Raw genomic sequence first — 15,483 nt, forward strand, 5'->3', positions numbered from 1 at the left:
CAAATCCTTAAGATCGCCTTAATCTAAATCCATTAAATTCCTAGTGGTATTAACACCTAGGGAAAAACATGAATTTTAAAAAGATACCGGATCGCTACAACGCGATATCTATGTCACTGCATTGGCTGGTGCTTGTCTTGTTCATCGGCATCTACGCCAGCATTAATTTGCGTGAACTGTTTGACAAGGGCACCGAGACCCGTGAAGCCTTGAAAAGCCTGCACTTCATGCTGGGGCTGCTGATGTTTGCCCTGGTTTGGTTGCGTCTGGCGATGCGTCTTACGTATCCCGCACCCCGCATTGAACCCGCGCCGCCCCAGTGGCAAGAGCTGGCCAGCAAGCTGACGCGCCTGCTGCTGTATGTCCTCATGCTTGGCATGCCGCTGATAGGCTGGCTCATGCTGAGCGCCGCCGGCAAACCCGTTCCGTTTTTTGGTCTGACGTTGCCAGCCCTGATTGGGGCCAACAAAGAATTGGCCAGCCAGCTCAAAGAAATCCACGAGCTAGCCGGGACGCTCGGTTATTTTCTGATCGGTGCCCATGCGGCGGCGGCCTTGTTCCATCACTACATCAAACGTGACAACACTTTGCTGAACATGCTGCCCAAGCGCGGCTGATTACGCCGTTTCAACAGGTCACAGCACCTGAAAACCATGCGTGCTGTCGCGTTCCAGCTGCGCCACCAGGCCAAACTCCCAGTCCAGATAACCCTGCATGGCTTCACGCGGGTTATCTGTGCCTTCGTAGGGACGACGGTAGCGGTCAATTCTGGGAGAGACGAGATGCGTTTCGCCGTACTCCAGAACGAAGCCGGCCTCCCTCCAGGCTTGCGTTCCGCCTTGCAGCACCAGCACGTCGACACCCGTCAGGCGCGCCAGTTCTGCAGCGGCGTAACGCGCCAGCAGGCTGTTGCCGCAGGTCAGCACATAACGTTGTGCCAGAGGCCTGCGCGTAATGGCTTGGGCCAGTTCCGAGCGCAACACGAACCAGGCGCCCGGAATATGGTGCTGGACATGGTGCGCACTGCTCGCCAGGTCCAGCACGACCGTGTGGTCCGCCGGCGCCTGCGCCAACCATTGCGCCAACTGAGTTGGCGACACCCACTCAATCGGTCCCTCGGGCGTCGGTAACACTGCCGCCAGAGGGCCAGTTTCACTGAAGCCGGCGAACGGGATGGCATCGAGCACCCAAACCTCCCACCCCATCTGCGCCAACCACGAAGCACTCATGTTGGCGCGCACGCCGTCAGAATCAACCAGTACCAGACGGGCACCCCGCACGGGGGCCGACACATCGGTCTCCTGGACCAATTGGCCGCCGGGCGCACTGCAAAAACCCGGCAAGTGACCCGCCATAAATTCTTCAGGCGTGCGCACGTCAAACAGATAGGTCGTGCGACCGGTTTCGGCAGCAAACTGTGCCAAGTCCGCCCACTGGGCACGCCGGACACCGGCACGGTCAGCGACCTGGCGCGCCAGCGGCGCCGCCTGTGAACGCTGCCGCTCTGCAATGTCAGTAAAACGGCGACGGGCACCCTGCTCCAGCGCCTGGCCGGCTAATTTCCAGCCAATGGTGCCGTTGCGCAAGGCCGACACCGGGTTGGGGATGCCCGCATTCACCAGCGACTGGGTTCCGATGATGCTGCGGGTGCGCCCGGCACAGTTGACGATGATGCGGGTCGATGGACTGGGGGCCAGCGCCTGGGCGCGCAACACCAGTTCAGCCCCGGGCACGCTGATGCCCGAGGGAATACACATGGTCTGATATTCGTCGAAGCGCCGGGCGTCCAGGACTACCACATCAGCCTGCTGGTCCAGCAGCGCCTTGACCTCTTCTGCGGACAAAGACGGCGTGTGGCGTTGCGACTCGACCAGCTCGCCGAACGCCTTGCTTGGCACATTGACATCCTTGAAAACCTCACCCCCCGCCCGACGCCAGCCTGGCAAACCGTCCTGCAGCAGCGCGACATCGGTGTAGCCGAGCTGCTGCAGTGTCCGGGCGGCCGTCTCAGCCAGGCCTTCGCCGTTGTCGTACACCACAAGGGGCGTGGAGCGACGCGGGATGCGGCTCCAGGCGTCCAGCTCAATGCGACCCGCGGGAAAGTTGGCGGCAAACAAAGGATGCGCCTGCGCAAACGGGTCCTCCTCGCGGACGTCGATCAGGGCGATTTCCTGCCGGGCCAGCAAAGCCTGACGCACATCCTGGAAAGTTTTCGAAGGCAAGAAAGGAGTCATGTGTTGTTGTTGGTGATGAACAGGAAGCGAGGCAGGCTTCATGCCTCCGACGCGGTTGCCAGTTCAGCCAGCGAGGCAAGCAAATCGCCGAAACGCTCACCCTGGACCACCACATGATCACGCAATGCCACGGCCGTTGCGTCCGCATCGCCCGCGATGATGGAACGCACGATCGCTTCATGCTCCTTGAACGAGGTGCCCATGCGATTGCGCACGCGCAACTGCAGACGACGGTAGGGACGCAGGCGCCGATGCAACAGCAGCGCCTGCTCTGCCAGAAAAATATTGTGACTGCCCGCATAGATGGCGGCATGAAAGCGTTCATTGCAATAAAAATAGGTGTCCGAATCCTGCTCGGCGCGCGCCTTTTCACAGGCCTCGTGCGCTGCGATCAATCCAGCACGTTCAGAGTCCTTCATTCGCCGGGCCGCCAGGCGCCCGCACAAGGCTTCCAGTTCACCCATCACCTCGAACATTTCCATCAGGCGTGCAGGGCCGATGCTGGTCACCACCGCCCCATGCCGTGGCCGGATCTCAATCAACCCTTGTGCGGCCAACTGGATCAAGGCCTCTCGCACGGGCGTTCGGGACACACCATGCTGTTCCACAAGCGTCGCTTCGTCCAAGGAACTGCCTGGTGAAAGCTCACCGGTCGCGATTTGCTCTTCGATTTTTTCACGCAACTTGTCAGATATTTTCATGCCTCAATTCTCGCATCGATCATTTTTTGCATTCGTTGAATTCCATTAGGGTATTCACCAGTTCACAATTAAAAACACAATTACTACATTAATGTATACATACAGCGACGAAACAACAACTAAGTTTTGCGATCGATAGGCAAGGCGCTGATGTTCGTTCCAACCACTGATTCAGGAGACATACACCATGAAAAGACGTAACCTTCTTCAAGCCCTTGGCAGTCTGCCCCTTGCCACTGCACCGTTCACTTCGGCCTTTGCGCAAAGCACAACGCTCAAGATTTCGCACCAGTTTCCTGGTGGAACGATCAAGGAAGGCGATTTTCGTGATCGGCTGGTGCGCAACTTTGCCGCCGAAGTCGAAAAACGCAGCAAAGGTGCCCTGAAGTTCGAAATCTATCCGGGTTCTTCGCTGATGAAGACCAACGCGCAGTTCTCGTCCATGCGCAAGGGTGCGCTCGACATGGCGCTCATTCCTTTGTCCTATGCCGGAGGCGAAATCCCCGAGGTCAACATTGGCCTGATGCCGGGTCTGGTCGTTTCTTATGAGCAGGCTTACGGCTGGAAAAACAAACCGGTCGGCGCGGAGTTGAACCGCCTACTGCTCGACAAGGGCATCGTGCTGATCAGCTGGATCTGGCAAGCCGGCGGTGTTGCCTCGCGCGGCAAGCCCGTGGTGGAGCCTGAAGATGCCAAAGGCATGAAAATTCGCGGCGGATCGCGTGAAATGGACATGATCCTCAAGGAGGTGGGGGCAGCGGTGGTCACGCTGCCGTCCAATGAAATCTACGCGGCCATGCAAACCGGCGCGATGGATGCGGCCATGACCTCCTCCACCTCCTTTATTTCGTTCCGGCTGGAAGAGGTGGCCAAATCCCTCACCACCGGGCGCACCGGCGCGTACTGGTTCATGTTTGAGCCCTTGATGATGTCCAAGGCCATTTTTGACAAGTTGCCCAAAGACCAGCGTGACACCATCATGGCGGTCGGCGCCGAGATGGAAAAGTTCGCCATCGAAGCCGCCAAAAAAGACGATATTGATGTCGCCACGATTTACCAAAAGGCTGGCGCCAAGGTGGTGGATCTGTCACCCGCCACCATCAAAAAATGGCAGGCGATTGCGCGCAAAACGGCATGGAAAGACTACGGCGCCAAAAATGAAGGTTGTGCCAAGCTGCTGGCCCTGGCGGAGCAGACCTTGTGAGCCATGGTTTCGAACTGAACCCCGGTGCTGCACCGGGAACCCTGCTGCCGAAGAATGCGGCGCTGGCCGTGCTGGCCAAAAGTTTGAACTGGTTCAATCGGCAAGTGCTTTGGCTGTCGATGCTGGCGCTGGTGTTGACCTCGTGTGTGCTTACTTATTCCGTGGTGACACGCTACTTTCTCAAGACTGCCACCGACTGGCAAGACGAGGCTTCCGTATTCATGCTGGTGGGCGCCATGTTCATGTGCACCGCCTATGTGCAGTCGCTGCGCGGCCACGTCGGCATTGAAGCCCTGGCTTCAATTCTTCCTGCCAGCGTCAACCGCGTGAGATTGATTCTGGTGGACATTGTCTCCACGCTGTTTTGCAGCTTTTTTTCCTGGAAGTCGTGGACGCTGTTTCACGAAGCTTGGGCCGAGGGGCAAACCACCTCAAGCAGCTTTGCGCCACCGTTGTGGATTCCTTACGGGATGATGGCGGTCGGCATGACGCTGCTGGCCATGCAGCTGTTTCTGCAATCAGCGATCGGGGTCTCCGGCGGTGAAGTTCGAGGAGATCAGAAATGAGTGAGTTGGCTCTTGGCCTGTCCTATGGCGCAGCGACTTTGCTGGTGATGTTCTCCGGTATGCCGATCGCCTTTGCGCTCGGCTCCGTGGCGGTCACCTTCATGTTCATTTTCATGCCGGCGTCGTCGCTTGATACGGTGACGCAAAACGTCTATGAAGAGATGGCGTCCATCACCCTGCTGTCCATTCCGCTGTTCATCATGAAGGGCGCTGCTATTGGCAAATCGCGGGCTGGACAAGACCTTTATTCCGCCATCCATGCCTGGTTGCACAAGGTGCCAGGCGGTCTGGGTATTGCCAATGTCTTTGCCTGTGCCTTGTTTGCGGCCATGGCCGGATCATCACCGGCCACCTGCTCCGCCATCGGTTCGGCCGGCATTCCTGAAATGCGTAAACGGGGTTATTCGCCAGGCTTTGCGGCGGGCATCATTGCCGCCGGGGGCACCTTGGGCATCTTGTTGCCGCCGTCGATTGTGATGATTTTGTACGCGGTGGCGGCTGAACAATCGCTCGGGCGTCTGTTCCTGGCCGGCATTGGTCCGGGTTTGCTGTTAGTCGGTTTGTTTGCCGGCTATGCGGTGGTGCGGGCCCGCAAGGAATACAAGATGGCGCTTGAAGTCTATGAAAACGGCGGCGTCAAGTCGGCTTATCTGGAAGAAGAGCACTTCACGCTGGCGAAAAAAGTAGAGATGTTGCCGCGCGTGCTGCCGTTCGTGGTGCTGCTGATTGGCGTCATGATCGCACTGTATGGCGGTTTCGCCACGCCTTCGGAAACAGCCGGTCTGGGCGGCTTGATGGCGCTGGGACTGGTGGCCGTGGTGTACGGACTGTGGCGGCCCAAAGATGTAGCCCCGATCCTGACCTCAACGCTGAAGGAGTCAACCATGCTGATGTTGATCATCGGCATGTCACTCTTGTACAGCTATGTCATGAGCCACCTGCATATCAGCCAGGGCGCGGCGCAATGGATTGTCGGCATGCAGTTATCCAAGTGGGTCTTGCTGGGGGTTATTTTGCTGATGGTCATCGTACTGGGCTTTTTCTTGCCGCCGGTCTCCATCATCCTGATGACGGCACCGATCATTCTCCCGCCCCTCAAGGCGGCTGGCTTCGATTTGGTCTGGTTTGGCGTGGTGATGGTGGTCGTGATGGAAATGGGCTTGATCCATCCCCCCGTGGGCCTGAATATTTTCGTCATCAAGAACGTGGCACCAGATATTCCATTGAAGGATGTGATTTGGGGCGTGATGCCTTTCCTTGGTTTGATGTTCGTCGCCGTGTTTCTGCTGTGCTTGTTCCCGGGCATCGCCACAGGATTGCCCAACATGGTCATGGGAGTAAAGTGACATGAACGCACCTGAACGCAGCTGGAACTTGCAAGCACAAAGCCGCGCCCGCCGACTGGCGCGGGCAGTCGCCTTGCTGGGGAAAAGTTTGCGCGGCAAACGGGTTGATCCAGCCGATGCCACGCGCTTGTTGACGGCTGTGCTGGAACCGGGCGATCGTGTTTGCCTGGAGGGCAATAACCAGAAACAGGCCGATTTTCTGGCGCGGGCTCTGACCCAGCTGGACCCGGCCCAGGTGCATGACTTGCACATGGTGCAATCGGTGCTGGCCCTGCCCGAACACCTGGATTTGTTTGAAAACGGCATTGCCTCGAAACTCGACTTTTCGTTCTCGGGCCCGCAGAGTGCACGGCTGGCCAAAATGGTGTCGGCCGGGCAGATTCAGATTGGCGCCATCCATACCTACCTGGAGCTTTTTGCCCGCTACTTTGTGGACCTGACACCGCGTGTCTCGCTGGTCTGCGCCCAGTCGGCTGACGCGCAGGGCAACCTCTACACCGGCGCCAACACCGAAGACACGCCGGCGATTGTGGAGGCCACTGCCTTCAAGAGCGGCATCGTCATTGTCCAAGTCAATGAGTTTGTCGATACGGTGCCGCGTGTGGATATTCCAAGCGACTGGGTGGACTTTGTCATCCTGGCGCCCAAGCCCAACCTGATTGAGCCGCTGTTCACGCGCGACCCGGCGCAAATTTCCGAAATTCAGGTGCTGATGGCGATGATGGCCATCAAGGGAATTTATGCCGAATACGGCGTGCAGCGCCTGAACCACGGCATTGGGTTTGACACCGCCGCCATTGAGCTGCTGCTGCCCACCTATGCTGAGTCGCTCGGTCTGAAAGGCAAGATTTGCAAGCACTGGGCGCTGAATCCGCACCCGGCCTTGATCCCGGCGATTGAGGCCGGCTGGGTCGAATCGGTGCATTCTTTTGGTTCTGAATTGGGCATGGAAAACTACATCAAGGCCCGGCCCGATGTGTTTTTCACCGGTGCCGACGGCAGCCTGCGCAGCAACCGGGCCCTGTGCCAGGCGGCGGGCCACTATGCCTGCGACATGTTCATCGGTTCCACGCTACAAATCGACCTGAACGGCCACAGCTCCACCGCCACATTGGGCCGCATTGCGGGCTTTGGCGGCGCACCCAATATGGGCGCTGACGCACGCGGCCGCCGTCACGCCACACCGGCCTGGTTGAAAGCCGGTGCCCAGGCACGCCAGGGACGCACCGGCGTCTCGGCCATGCCGCGCGGACAAAAGCTGGTGGTGCAAATTGTGGAGACTTTCCGCGAACACATGCAGCCGGCTTTTGTCGAAAAACTGGACGCCTGGCAGCTGGCCGAGCAGGCCCACATGGAGATTCCGCCGGTGATGATTTACGGTGACGACGTCACCCACATCCTCACCGAAGAAGGCATTGCCAACCTGTTGCTGTGCCGCACCGATGAAGAGCGCGAGCAAGCCATTCGCGGCGTGGCGGGCTATACCCCGGTGGGGCTGGCACGCGATCGGCGCATGGTGGAGAACCTGCGAGACCGCGGTGTGATCCAGCGCGCCGAGGACATAGGAATCGACAAGCGGGATGCCACGCGCAGTCTGCTGGCCGCACGCACCATGCGCGACCTGGTGCGTGCCTCGGGTGGCTTGTACAACCCGCCAAAACGCTTCCGTAACTGGTGAAAAAGTAATCATGGAAAAACTTCATTTCTCATACCCCGGACAGCAGGCACCCGGTGACTTCACGCCGATTCTGGTGGGCGTGGTCGGCTCAGGCAACCTGGAGGTGATGCTAGAGCCCAGCACCCGCAGCGCCCAGTGCACGGTGGACATCACCACCTCAGCCCGTGGTTTTTCTCCTATTTGGGAGGCGGTGCTGCAGGACTTTCATGAGCGCCATGGCCTTGCGGGTATTGCCATCTCGATCAACGACATGGGGGCCACCCCCGCCGTGGTGAGCCTGCGGCTCGATCAGGCCGCCGCGGAATTGCCCGCAACGGCAAAGGTGAAGCCATGAACCGCAGCTTCTCCGAATCGACGGCCCGTGCGCGCGTCACGCATCTGCTGGATGCGCATTCATTCCTTGAAATCCTCGGCCCCGCCGAACGGGTGGTCAGCCCGCACCTGGCGCTGCTGGGGGTGCCGTCATCTTTTGACGATGGCGTCGTCATCGGCAGTGGCACGCTGGTCGGTCAGCCGGTCCTGATCGCGTCACAGGAGGGGGAATTCATGGGCGGCGGCGTCGGCGAGGTGCATGGCGCCAAGCTGGTCGGCCTGTTCAAACGGGCACTGCGCCTGAAGCCTGCGGCCGTGATCGTGCTGGCGGAATCGGGCGGCGTGCGTTTGCATGAAGCCAATGCCGGCTTGATCGCGGTGTCGGAAGTGATGCGCGCCTTGCTCGACGCACGGGCTCAAAGCATTCCCGTGATCATGCTGATTGGTGGCGGCAATGGCTGTTTTGGCGGTATGGGCCTGATCGCACGTTGTGCCGACCATGTCGTGATGAGCGACATTGGCCGACTGGCCATGTCCGGGCCGGAGGTGATCGAGTCATCCAACGGGGTTGAAGAATATGACTCGCGTGACCGGGCGCTGGTCTGGCGCACCACGGGCGGTAAACACCGCTACCTGATTGGTGATTGCGATGTTCTGGTGGAAGACGATATAGCCGCTTTTCGCAATGCCACCATTCCCTTACTGGGCCAGTCTGTGCCCCTGAGCCTGGAGGCGATGGAGGCGGAGCACGCGCTGCTGACGGACCGGCTGATCCGCTACGGCAACTGCCGCGACGCATTGGACATCTGGCAACGCGCTGGCGTGCCTGATCCGGCGAGGGTGGCAGACATGGAAGCCTCGGAGATGCAAGCCCTGAAAGCCATTCAACACAAGGAACCGGCATGAACTGGGACCCGTTGCTCAACGAACTTTTTGATGCGGGCCATCGCGTCACGCGCGACGGCGATCTGCTCAGCGGTACGGCTGAAGTCAATGGCCGAACGGTCACGGTCGTGGGCACCACCAACCACGCCGCCATCGGGGTAGAGCTCGCGCTGGCTCAGGCGCGCGTGGTGCTGGACACGGTGCGCAAGTATCCAGGGCGCCCCATCGTCTTGCTGGTGGACACCCAAGGCCAACGGCTGCGCCACCGGGACGAGCTGCTGGGCATTAACCGCTACATGGCGCACATGGGGTGTTGCGTCGAATTGGCGCGACGCCAGGCGCATCGCGTGATCGGTCTGGTGTATGACCAGGCGCTCTCGGGCGGTTTCATCACATCAGGGCTGATTGCCGATGCCTGCTACGCCTTGCCGGAAGCCGAGATCCGCGTCATGCGATTGCCCGCGATGGCGCGCGTGACCAAGATCGACGAGGAGCGCTTGGCGGAGTTGTCGAAATCCAACCCGGTGTTTGCGCCGGGCGTCGAGAACTACGTGGCCATGGGCGGCATTCGTGCGCTCTGGACGGGCGACCTTCAAGCACAACTGCTGGCGGCATTAGATGATTCACCCACACTGGACCAGCGCGCCGCTGACGGTGCGGCACGCGGCGGACGCACACTCGCGGCGCAGGTGATAGCGCGCGTGGTCAATGCCTGAGCCCCAGCGAGTCAGTCAATAACGTTTATGAAAGGTTTGCTGCGCAATCAATTGGTGTCGATCGACGAACGGGCCTGGGCACAGATTGAAGATCGGGCCTGGGATGCTGAGGCGCAGGAGATCCTGGCGCATTGGTGCACCAACCGTCTGCCCTTGGTGGTTTGCCGTCAACGCACAGAAACTTCGTCGGATCAGCTTTGCGTCGGCCTACCCGCACCGCAACAATGGTCAAAACGGCGACTGGCCCTGACCGTGAATGTTGATCACCTCACGGCGTGTGCAGCGTTTCCAACGCTCATGCAAGTGGCACAGGCGAACCATTGGGGTCCGGCTGCACTTGATTTGTCTGAAGCGCTTTCCAACATGGGTACGCAAGCCCATGTTTATGGCTCTCACGGTTGGCAATCGCTGACCGGCCTGAGCTACCTGCATGCTGAGTCCGACCTTGATTTAAGCCTGGGGGTGACCTCTTTGGCGATGGCACTAAAGGTGACGCAACTGCTTGCCAGCACGCAACTGCACTGCCGCATCGATGGTGAAATTGTTTTTTCCCAAGGACCGGCGATCGCCTGGCGCGAGCTGCAACAACTCCTGCAAGGGCAGACGTCGCAGGTGCTGGTGAAAGACCGCCACAGCATCCGGCTGGCCTCTCTGGAAGACGTGCGCCGTCTTGGTGACGGTGCTCAACTTGCTGATCCAGAAGCTGTGCCGGCCCTGAGCTGAAACGCGTATGGACCGCACGCCTGAAAACCATGCCACGCCCGGCACCCCTTATGCGGGCGCACAGCCACTGGGTCGGGCGGCGGTCCGTGCCCTTTATGCAGAAATCGCACTGGAGCCCAAGCCCGGTCTGGTGTCTTTTCGTGATTGCGGCAGCCATCTCGACATGGATGGCACCACGTTCTTACGCAGCTTGTTTGCGTTGCGCGGCTACTTTCCCCGCATGGCGCAGGCCGGTTATGACCGTCATTCGTTTGGGGTTCTGGAATCGCTTGGAAAAAATGCGGAGGCGCGCATGCTGGCGGCGACCCGCGGTATCAACACCCACCGCGGCGCGGTGTTTGGATTGGGCTTGCTGTGCGCCAGCGCCGGTCAACTGCAGGCCCAAGATTTGCCATTGACCCCTTTGCATTTGCGCGCGGTCCTGCTGTCAACCTGGGGCGAAGCGCTGGCAGCGCGCGCCAAGGCGACGCGCTTGGCAACGCCCACGTCCAACGGCCAGCGTGTTGCGCAGCGCTTCGGCATGCGCAGCGCGGGGGACGAAGCGGCCCAGGCGTTTCCCACCCTGTTTGACATCACGCTGCCAGCTTTGCAGGCGGCGTTGGCCGGCGGGGCAACAGATCGCGCCGCCCGTGTGCAAGCTCTGTTTGCCACCATGGCCGAACTGGACGACACCAATGTGGTGCATCGTGGTGGCATCGCGGGTTTGCGCTTTGTGCAGTCGGCGGCTCGTGATTTTTTAACCGCCGGCGGCGTTTTGCAAACCGATTGGCGGCTGCACGCCCGAGCCGTCCACACGGCCTTTGTCCAACGCAGGCTGTCCCCGGGCGGCGCCGCAGATGTGCTGGCCAGCGCTTGCTGGGTTGACGAGCTCACTCGCCGGAAGCGAGCCGCCAGCAGTGGCGTGTCGTCGCCCCCCAGCGGGGCTTGCTGGCGCGCGCGGGAATCGATCGTGTTGGCGACATGAGTTACGCCGTTTTATTTTCTGGCCAGGCCAGTCAGCACCCGGACATGTTGCCCTGGCTTGAATCGGCACCGGCAGCCGCCGAGAGCTTGCGTTTAATGAGCCAGCGGATTGGGGCCGACTGGCGCGACTTGCTCCATGACGCGAAGCGCCGCAGCGACAACGCTTTTGCGCAGGTGTTAATCACCGGCACGTCGTTGGCCGCATGGGCTGCCGTCAAAGAGCAACTTAGTGCGCAACCCGCCGTTGTCGCGGGCTACAGCGTGGGCGAGTTGCCGGCCTTCGCCTGTGCCGGGGTGTTCACGACCGACCAGGCCCTCACGCTGGCAAGCCAGCGTGCCGCTGTGATGGATCAGGCCGTGGCCGGCCTGAAGACCGGTTTGTTATCCGTATCTGGTCTCTCGGAAGCGGCTGTCTTTGCCGCCTGCACCGGCCTTCACATCGAGTGCGCGATCCAGGTGAACGCCAGCCAGGCGATCTTCGCAGGCACCGACGAGGCCTTGTCGCAAGCCACGCTTGCACTGCAGGCTAACGGGGCAGTTTGCAAGCGGCTGGAGGTGCAGGTGGCATCGCATTCATCCTGGATGGCGCCTGCTGCTCACGCTTTTGCCGTGTCACTGCAGGAAGTGCCATTTGCCCCCCCTTGTTGCCCAATTGCCCTCAACGCACTCGGTGCTTTAAGCCGCAAACCCATCGAGCTGCGCCAGGCGTTAAGCCAGCAAATTGCCAGCACCGTGCAATGGTCCTCGTGCATGGAGGCTGTTGCCGAAAAACAAGTGTCGTGCGTGCTGGAAGTTGGCGCCGGATCTGCATTAGGGCGAATGTGGAACGACCGCTACCCGGCCATTCCGGCGCGCTCGCTGGACGACTTTCAACATCTGCAGGGGGCAATGGACTGGATCGCCCGACACACAGACACCTGACCCGTCTTTATTCAATAACTCATAAGGAAAATTATCATGTTCAAAAAATCAATGGTCGCGGTCTGCGCTGCGTTGGCCGTGCTGTCTGGCCAGGTACAGGCCGCCGACGATGTCATCCGTCTTGGCAATCTCAAGCTCGCGCATTTTGGTGCCATTTCTTACATCAAGGAAATCGGCCCCAAATGCGGCATCAAGGTCGAAGAGAGCACCTTTGCCAAGGGCCTCGACGTCATGCAGGCCATCATCGCCGGCGAACTTGATGTGGGTGCGACCGCTTCTGAAGCTGCAATCTCCGGACGAGCCAAAGGGGTGCCGATTTATGTGGTGGCCGGTTTTGCCACTGGCGGCGCGCGGCTGGTGGCTCGTTCAGACGCCGGCATCAAATCAGTCAAGGACCTGAAAGGCAAGAAGGTCGGCGTGACCCGAGGCAGCATCCAGGAAGTCTTGCTGGCCGCCGAGTTGGCGCAAAACGGGCTGACGTCCGCCGATGCACCGGGCAAGGATGTGCAGATCATTTACTTGTCCTACCCCGACCTGAACCAGGCGCTCATGGGTAAAAACATCGATGCGATCATGCAGACCGAACCGCAAGCCTCGCAGGCGCTGAACAAAGGCTTTGGCGTCGAGGTCATGAAGCCTTACGACACCCCGATCGGCTCGCCGGTGCGCACGCTCGTCATGACGGAAAAGTTCTACAAGGAACGTCGTCCTCTGGCCGAGAAATTCATGCGTTGCTTTGTGGAGGCAACCAAGACGTTCATTGACAACAAGGCAACGGCCCAAAAATATGTGACGCAAACGATTTTCAAGGGCCAGATCACGGCCGATGACTTTAATGATGCGATTGGCAATTCGGCCTACACCTATGACATCACGCCAGCCCACATTCAGGTCACCACCGATGTGATGTTCAAGCAGGGGATCGGCAAAATGACCAATCCACCGATCGCCAAAGACTGGGTCAAGACCGATCTGCTGGAGCAGGCCAAAAAATCCATGAACCTCAAATAAGTGAGCTTCATGATGACCAAATTTAATTGGCGAGAAATAGGGGTTGGCCTGATCGTGCCAGTGGCATTGATCACGCTCTGGCAACTCATCGCATCGATGGGCTGGGTCAACCCCCATGTGCTGCCATCGCCAGCGGCGGTGGTAGAACGCTGGATTGCTTATCTGCTGCCGCAGGTGCCGTACTCGGAAGCGCCCGGTAGCTGGTTGGCGTGGGCCGTCTCCGGCGAGTTGATCATCGATTCGATCGGCAGCATGTTTCGGGTCGCGTCCGGATTTCTCATCGGTGCCGCACTGGCACTGCCATTGGGGCTCATGATGGGGGCCAGCCCCCGGGTGTACGCCTTGCTCAATCCCTTGGCGCAGGTGCTGCGTCCGATTCCGCCAATCGCCTACATTCCATTGGCCATTCTGTGGTTTGGACTGGGTAATCCACCGGCCGTGTTCCTGATCGCCATTGGCGCATTTTTCCCGGTCCTGATCAACACCATTGCGGGCGTTCGGCATGTCGATGGCATCTACATTCGGGCCGCTCGCAATCTGGGTGCCAGCCAGCGCACCCTGTTCCTGCGGGTCATGCTGCCGGCGGCCGTGCCCTATATTCTGTCAGGCGTGCGCATTGGCATTGGAACCGCCTTCATCGTGGTGATCGTGTCAGAAATGATTGCGGTCAACAACGGTTTGGGCTTTCGAATTCTGGAGGCGCGTGAGTATTTTTGGTCCGACAAAATTATGGCCGGCATGATCAGCATTGGCATGCTGGGTCTGACCATTGACATCGGCGTCAATAAACTGAACAACCACCTGCTGCGGTGGCACCGCGGACTGGAGCATTGACATGACATCGGCACACATCGCCATCCAAGGCGTCAACAAGATCTTCAAAACCACTGACAACGAGGTTGTGGCGCTCAAAGATATCAACCTTGAAATACCGCAAGGCCAGTTCGTCTGCCTACTCGGACCTTCGGGTTGCGGCAAGTCGACCTTGCTCAATGCAGCGGCAGGCTTCTCCCTGCCGTCCAGCGGCACCATTACTGCCAACGGCAAACGGGTCACGGGTCCAGGGCCGGACCGCGGCATGGTGTTTCAAGAATATGCGTTGTTTCCGTGGATGACGGTGGCGCAGAACATCAGCTTCGGCCTGGAGATCAAGGGCATGAGTGCAGCCGAGATTGAGCCCGTCGTGGCCGGTTTACTGCAAAAACTCGGTCTGTCCGAATTCCGCAGCCGCTTCCCAAAAGACCTGTCCGGTGGCATGCGCCAGCGGGTTGCGATTGCGCGCGTGCTGGCACTCGATTCGCCCATCATGTTGATGGACGAACCCTTTGGCGCGCTTGACGCGCTGACCCGCCGCAACTTACAGGATGAGTTGCTGCGCATTTGGTCTGAGCTGGGTAAAACCGTGATCTTCGTCACGCACAGCATCGAAGAGGCTATTTATTTGGCTGACCGCATCATTGTGATGACCTACCGTCCCGGTACGGTCAAACGCGACGTGCTGGTCAACCTGCCGCGTCTGCGCGATCCGGCCTCGGCAGAATTCAATGCGCTCAAACGGGAGCTCGGCCAATTGGTGATGGAGGAGCAGCAACGACACCATGATTTTGAAGTTCTGGCCGCGGCGGTGGATTGAGCATGAAGCACACCCTTCAAAATTTACCGCGCATTCCCGTGGTGGCTGACGCGCAACTGGGGCCGGTCGATGTTGTTGCCGCGATCCGCCAGCGGCGCGGCGGCACCTTGCTCAATCTGGACCGGATGTTGCTCAACAGTCCGGCCTATGCGGTGGGCTGGAACGGATTTTTAGGGGCGGTCCGCAATGCCTTGTCGCTCGACGCCCGGTTACGGGAGTTGGCGATCTGCACTGTAGCGGTCCTGACGCGTGCCGACTATGAGTACAGCCAGCATGCACCTGAATTTCTGGCAGCAGGCGGGAGCCAGGCGCAGCTTGATGCATTGCGCGAGCTGACGACGGCAATCGACAACCACGTTCTATTCAACGCAACGGAACGCGCCGCCCTGGCGCTGACACAAGAAATGACACTCAAGGTGCAAGTCAGCGAGTCCTGTTTTTCTGCGCTAAAAACCACGTTACCAGACCCGCAACAGCAGGTTGAACTGGTCGGCGTGATCGCGGCCTACAACATGGTGGCGCGCTTTCTGGAGGCGCTCCACGTTGCCCCTGAATAAAGGAAGACTTTGAAGCGGCCTGACCCACCGGCC

The 15,483-nt window shown here is 59.6% G+C and carries 17 protein-coding genes; 15 read left to right on the plus strand and 2 right to left on the minus strand.

Translation table 11 applies throughout. From position 1 onward, the window contains the following. Positions 1-68: 68 nt before the first annotated feature. The gene (locus tag HHJ17_RS02235; RefSeq protein WP_296497465.1) at positions 69-617 is read left to right on the plus strand and encodes a cytochrome b; all 549 of its coding nucleotides are present in this window, start codon (positions 69-71) and stop codon (positions 615-617) included. 18 nt (positions 618-635) lie between these two features. Here the strand turns inward: HHJ17_RS02235 and HHJ17_RS02240 are convergent, their stop codons facing one another. Together HHJ17_RS02240 and HHJ17_RS02245 are read right to left on the minus strand one after the other, a co-directional pair. Continuing rightward, positions 636-2,234, minus strand: a complete 1,599-nt coding sequence (locus tag HHJ17_RS02240; RefSeq protein ID WP_296497463.1) for a rhodanese-related sulfurtransferase — start codon at positions 2,232-2,234, stop codon at positions 636-638. A 38-nt stretch (positions 2,235-2,272) separates the two neighbouring features. Further along, on the minus strand, positions 2,273-2,935 hold the full coding sequence (locus tag HHJ17_RS02245; protein WP_296497461.1) for a GntR family transcriptional regulator: 663 nt from the start codon (positions 2,933-2,935) through the stop codon (positions 2,273-2,275). A gap of 187 nt (positions 2,936-3,122) precedes the next feature. On the opposite strand from HHJ17_RS02245, the gene dctP reads away from it, so the two are divergent. From dctP to HHJ17_RS02315, 14 genes are read left to right on the plus strand one after another with little or no spacing between them, the layout of a single operon-like run. Further along, positions 3,123-4,139 (plus strand): TRAP transporter substrate-binding protein DctP, encoded by a 1,017-nt coding sequence (gene dctP, locus HHJ17_RS02250; RefSeq protein ID WP_296497458.1) that lies wholly within the window; start codon positions 3,123-3,125, stop codon positions 4,137-4,139. Next, on the plus strand, positions 4,136-4,705 hold the full coding sequence (locus HHJ17_RS02255; protein ID WP_296497455.1) for a TRAP transporter small permease: 570 nt from the start codon (positions 4,136-4,138) through the stop codon (positions 4,703-4,705). Before dctP ends, HHJ17_RS02255 begins: the two co-directional genes overlap by 4 nt. Continuing rightward, the gene (locus HHJ17_RS02260; protein ID WP_296497452.1) at positions 4,702-6,051 is read left to right on the plus strand and encodes a TRAP transporter large permease; all 1,350 of its coding nucleotides are present in this window, start codon (positions 4,702-4,704) and stop codon (positions 6,049-6,051) included. The genes HHJ17_RS02255 and HHJ17_RS02260 overlap by 4 nt, the downstream gene beginning before the upstream one ends. A gap of 1 nt (position 6,052) precedes the next feature. Beyond that, positions 6,053-7,729 carry a malonate decarboxylase subunit alpha gene (mdcA, locus tag HHJ17_RS02265; protein ID WP_296497450.1) on the plus strand — a complete coding sequence of 559 codons (1,677 nt, stop codon included), beginning with the start codon at positions 6,053-6,055 and terminating at the stop codon, positions 7,727-7,729. Positions 7,730-7,739: 10 nt separating this feature from the next. Beyond that, positions 7,740-8,063 carry a malonate decarboxylase acyl carrier protein gene (mdcC, locus tag HHJ17_RS02270; protein WP_296497446.1) on the plus strand — a complete coding sequence of 108 codons (324 nt, stop codon included), beginning with the start codon at positions 7,740-7,742 and terminating at the stop codon, positions 8,061-8,063. After that, positions 8,060-8,947 carry a biotin-independent malonate decarboxylase subunit beta gene (locus HHJ17_RS02275; RefSeq protein WP_296497444.1) on the plus strand — a complete coding sequence of 296 codons (888 nt, stop codon included), beginning with the start codon at positions 8,060-8,062 and terminating at the stop codon, positions 8,945-8,947. Before mdcC ends, HHJ17_RS02275 begins: the two co-directional genes overlap by 4 nt. After that, positions 8,944-9,642, plus strand: a complete 699-nt coding sequence (gene mdcE, locus HHJ17_RS02280; protein ID WP_296504840.1) for a biotin-independent malonate decarboxylase subunit gamma — start codon at positions 8,944-8,946, stop codon at positions 9,640-9,642. The genes HHJ17_RS02275 and mdcE overlap by 4 nt, the downstream gene beginning before the upstream one ends. Before the next feature lie 27 nt (positions 9,643-9,669). Further along, positions 9,670-10,365 carry a malonate decarboxylase holo-[acyl-carrier-protein] synthase gene (mdcG, locus tag HHJ17_RS02285; RefSeq protein ID WP_296504842.1) on the plus strand — a complete coding sequence of 232 codons (696 nt, stop codon included), beginning with the start codon at positions 9,670-9,672 and terminating at the stop codon, positions 10,363-10,365. 7 nt (positions 10,366-10,372) lie between these two features. Then, positions 10,373-11,329, plus strand: a complete 957-nt coding sequence (mdcB, locus tag HHJ17_RS02290) for a triphosphoribosyl-dephospho-CoA synthase MdcB (RefSeq protein ID WP_296504844.1) — start codon at positions 10,373-10,375, stop codon at positions 11,327-11,329. Beyond that, positions 11,326-12,249 carry a malonate decarboxylase subunit epsilon gene (mdcH, locus tag HHJ17_RS02295; RefSeq protein ID WP_296504846.1) on the plus strand — a complete coding sequence of 308 codons (924 nt, stop codon included), beginning with the start codon at positions 11,326-11,328 and terminating at the stop codon, positions 12,247-12,249. The genes mdcB and mdcH overlap by 4 nt, the downstream gene beginning before the upstream one ends. Positions 12,250-12,300: 51 nt before the next feature. Next, positions 12,301-13,260 carry an ABC transporter substrate-binding protein gene (locus tag HHJ17_RS02300; RefSeq protein WP_296504897.1) on the plus strand — a complete coding sequence of 320 codons (960 nt, stop codon included), beginning with the start codon at positions 12,301-12,303 and terminating at the stop codon, positions 13,258-13,260. Positions 13,261-13,272: 12 nt separating this feature from the next. Further along, the gene (locus HHJ17_RS02305; protein ID WP_296504899.1) at positions 13,273-14,094 is read left to right on the plus strand and encodes an ABC transporter permease; all 822 of its coding nucleotides are present in this window, start codon (positions 13,273-13,275) and stop codon (positions 14,092-14,094) included. Position 14,095: 1 nt separating this feature from the next. Beyond that, positions 14,096-14,893, plus strand: a complete 798-nt coding sequence (locus tag HHJ17_RS02310; protein ID WP_296497433.1) for an ABC transporter ATP-binding protein — start codon at positions 14,096-14,098, stop codon at positions 14,891-14,893. Between the two features lie 2 nt (positions 14,894-14,895). Beyond that, a complete protein-coding gene (locus tag HHJ17_RS02315; protein ID WP_296497430.1) occupies positions 14,896-15,450 on the plus strand; it encodes a carboxymuconolactone decarboxylase family protein in 555 nt (184 codons plus the stop codon). Positions 15,451-15,483: the final 33 nt, after the last annotated feature.

The sequence above is a fragment of the Rhodoferax sp. genome, from assembly GCF_012927445.1.
Taxonomy (GTDB): domain Bacteria; phylum Pseudomonadota; class Gammaproteobacteria; order Burkholderiales; family Burkholderiaceae_C; genus Rhodoferax.

Coding starts and splice junctions, on each gene's coding strand:
- HHJ17_RS02235 (WP_296497465.1), top strand. CDS start 69: ATGAATTTTAAAAAGATACCGGATCGCTACAACGCGATATCTATGTCA.
- HHJ17_RS02240 (WP_296497463.1), bottom strand. CDS start 2,234: ATGACTCCTTTCTTGCCTTCGAAAACTTTCCAGGATGTGCGTCAGGCT.
- HHJ17_RS02245 (WP_296497461.1), bottom strand. CDS start 2,935: ATGAAAATATCTGACAAGTTGCGTGAAAAAATCGAAGAGCAAATCGCG.
- dctP (WP_296497458.1), top strand. CDS start 3,123: ATGAAAAGACGTAACCTTCTTCAAGCCCTTGGCAGTCTGCCCCTTGCC.
- HHJ17_RS02260 (WP_296497452.1), top strand. CDS start 4,702: ATGAGTGAGTTGGCTCTTGGCCTGTCCTATGGCGCAGCGACTTTGCTG.
- mdcA (WP_296497450.1), top strand. CDS start 6,053: ATGAACGCACCTGAACGCAGCTGGAACTTGCAAGCACAAAGCCGCGCC.
- mdcC (WP_296497446.1), top strand. CDS start 7,740: ATGGAAAAACTTCATTTCTCATACCCCGGACAGCAGGCACCCGGTGAC.
- HHJ17_RS02275 (WP_296497444.1), top strand. CDS start 8,060: ATGAACCGCAGCTTCTCCGAATCGACGGCCCGTGCGCGCGTCACGCAT.
- mdcE (WP_296504840.1), top strand. CDS start 8,944: ATGAACTGGGACCCGTTGCTCAACGAACTTTTTGATGCGGGCCATCGC.
- mdcG (WP_296504842.1), top strand. CDS start 9,670: ATGAAAGGTTTGCTGCGCAATCAATTGGTGTCGATCGACGAACGGGCC.
- mdcB (WP_296504844.1), top strand. CDS start 10,373: ATGGACCGCACGCCTGAAAACCATGCCACGCCCGGCACCCCTTATGCG.
- mdcH (WP_296504846.1), top strand. CDS start 11,326: ATGAGTTACGCCGTTTTATTTTCTGGCCAGGCCAGTCAGCACCCGGAC.
- HHJ17_RS02300 (WP_296504897.1), top strand. CDS start 12,301: ATGGTCGCGGTCTGCGCTGCGTTGGCCGTGCTGTCTGGCCAGGTACAG.
- HHJ17_RS02305 (WP_296504899.1), top strand. CDS start 13,273: ATGACCAAATTTAATTGGCGAGAAATAGGGGTTGGCCTGATCGTGCCA.
- HHJ17_RS02310 (WP_296497433.1), top strand. CDS start 14,096: ATGACATCGGCACACATCGCCATCCAAGGCGTCAACAAGATCTTCAAA.
- HHJ17_RS02315 (WP_296497430.1), top strand. CDS start 14,896: ATGAAGCACACCCTTCAAAATTTACCGCGCATTCCCGTGGTGGCTGAC.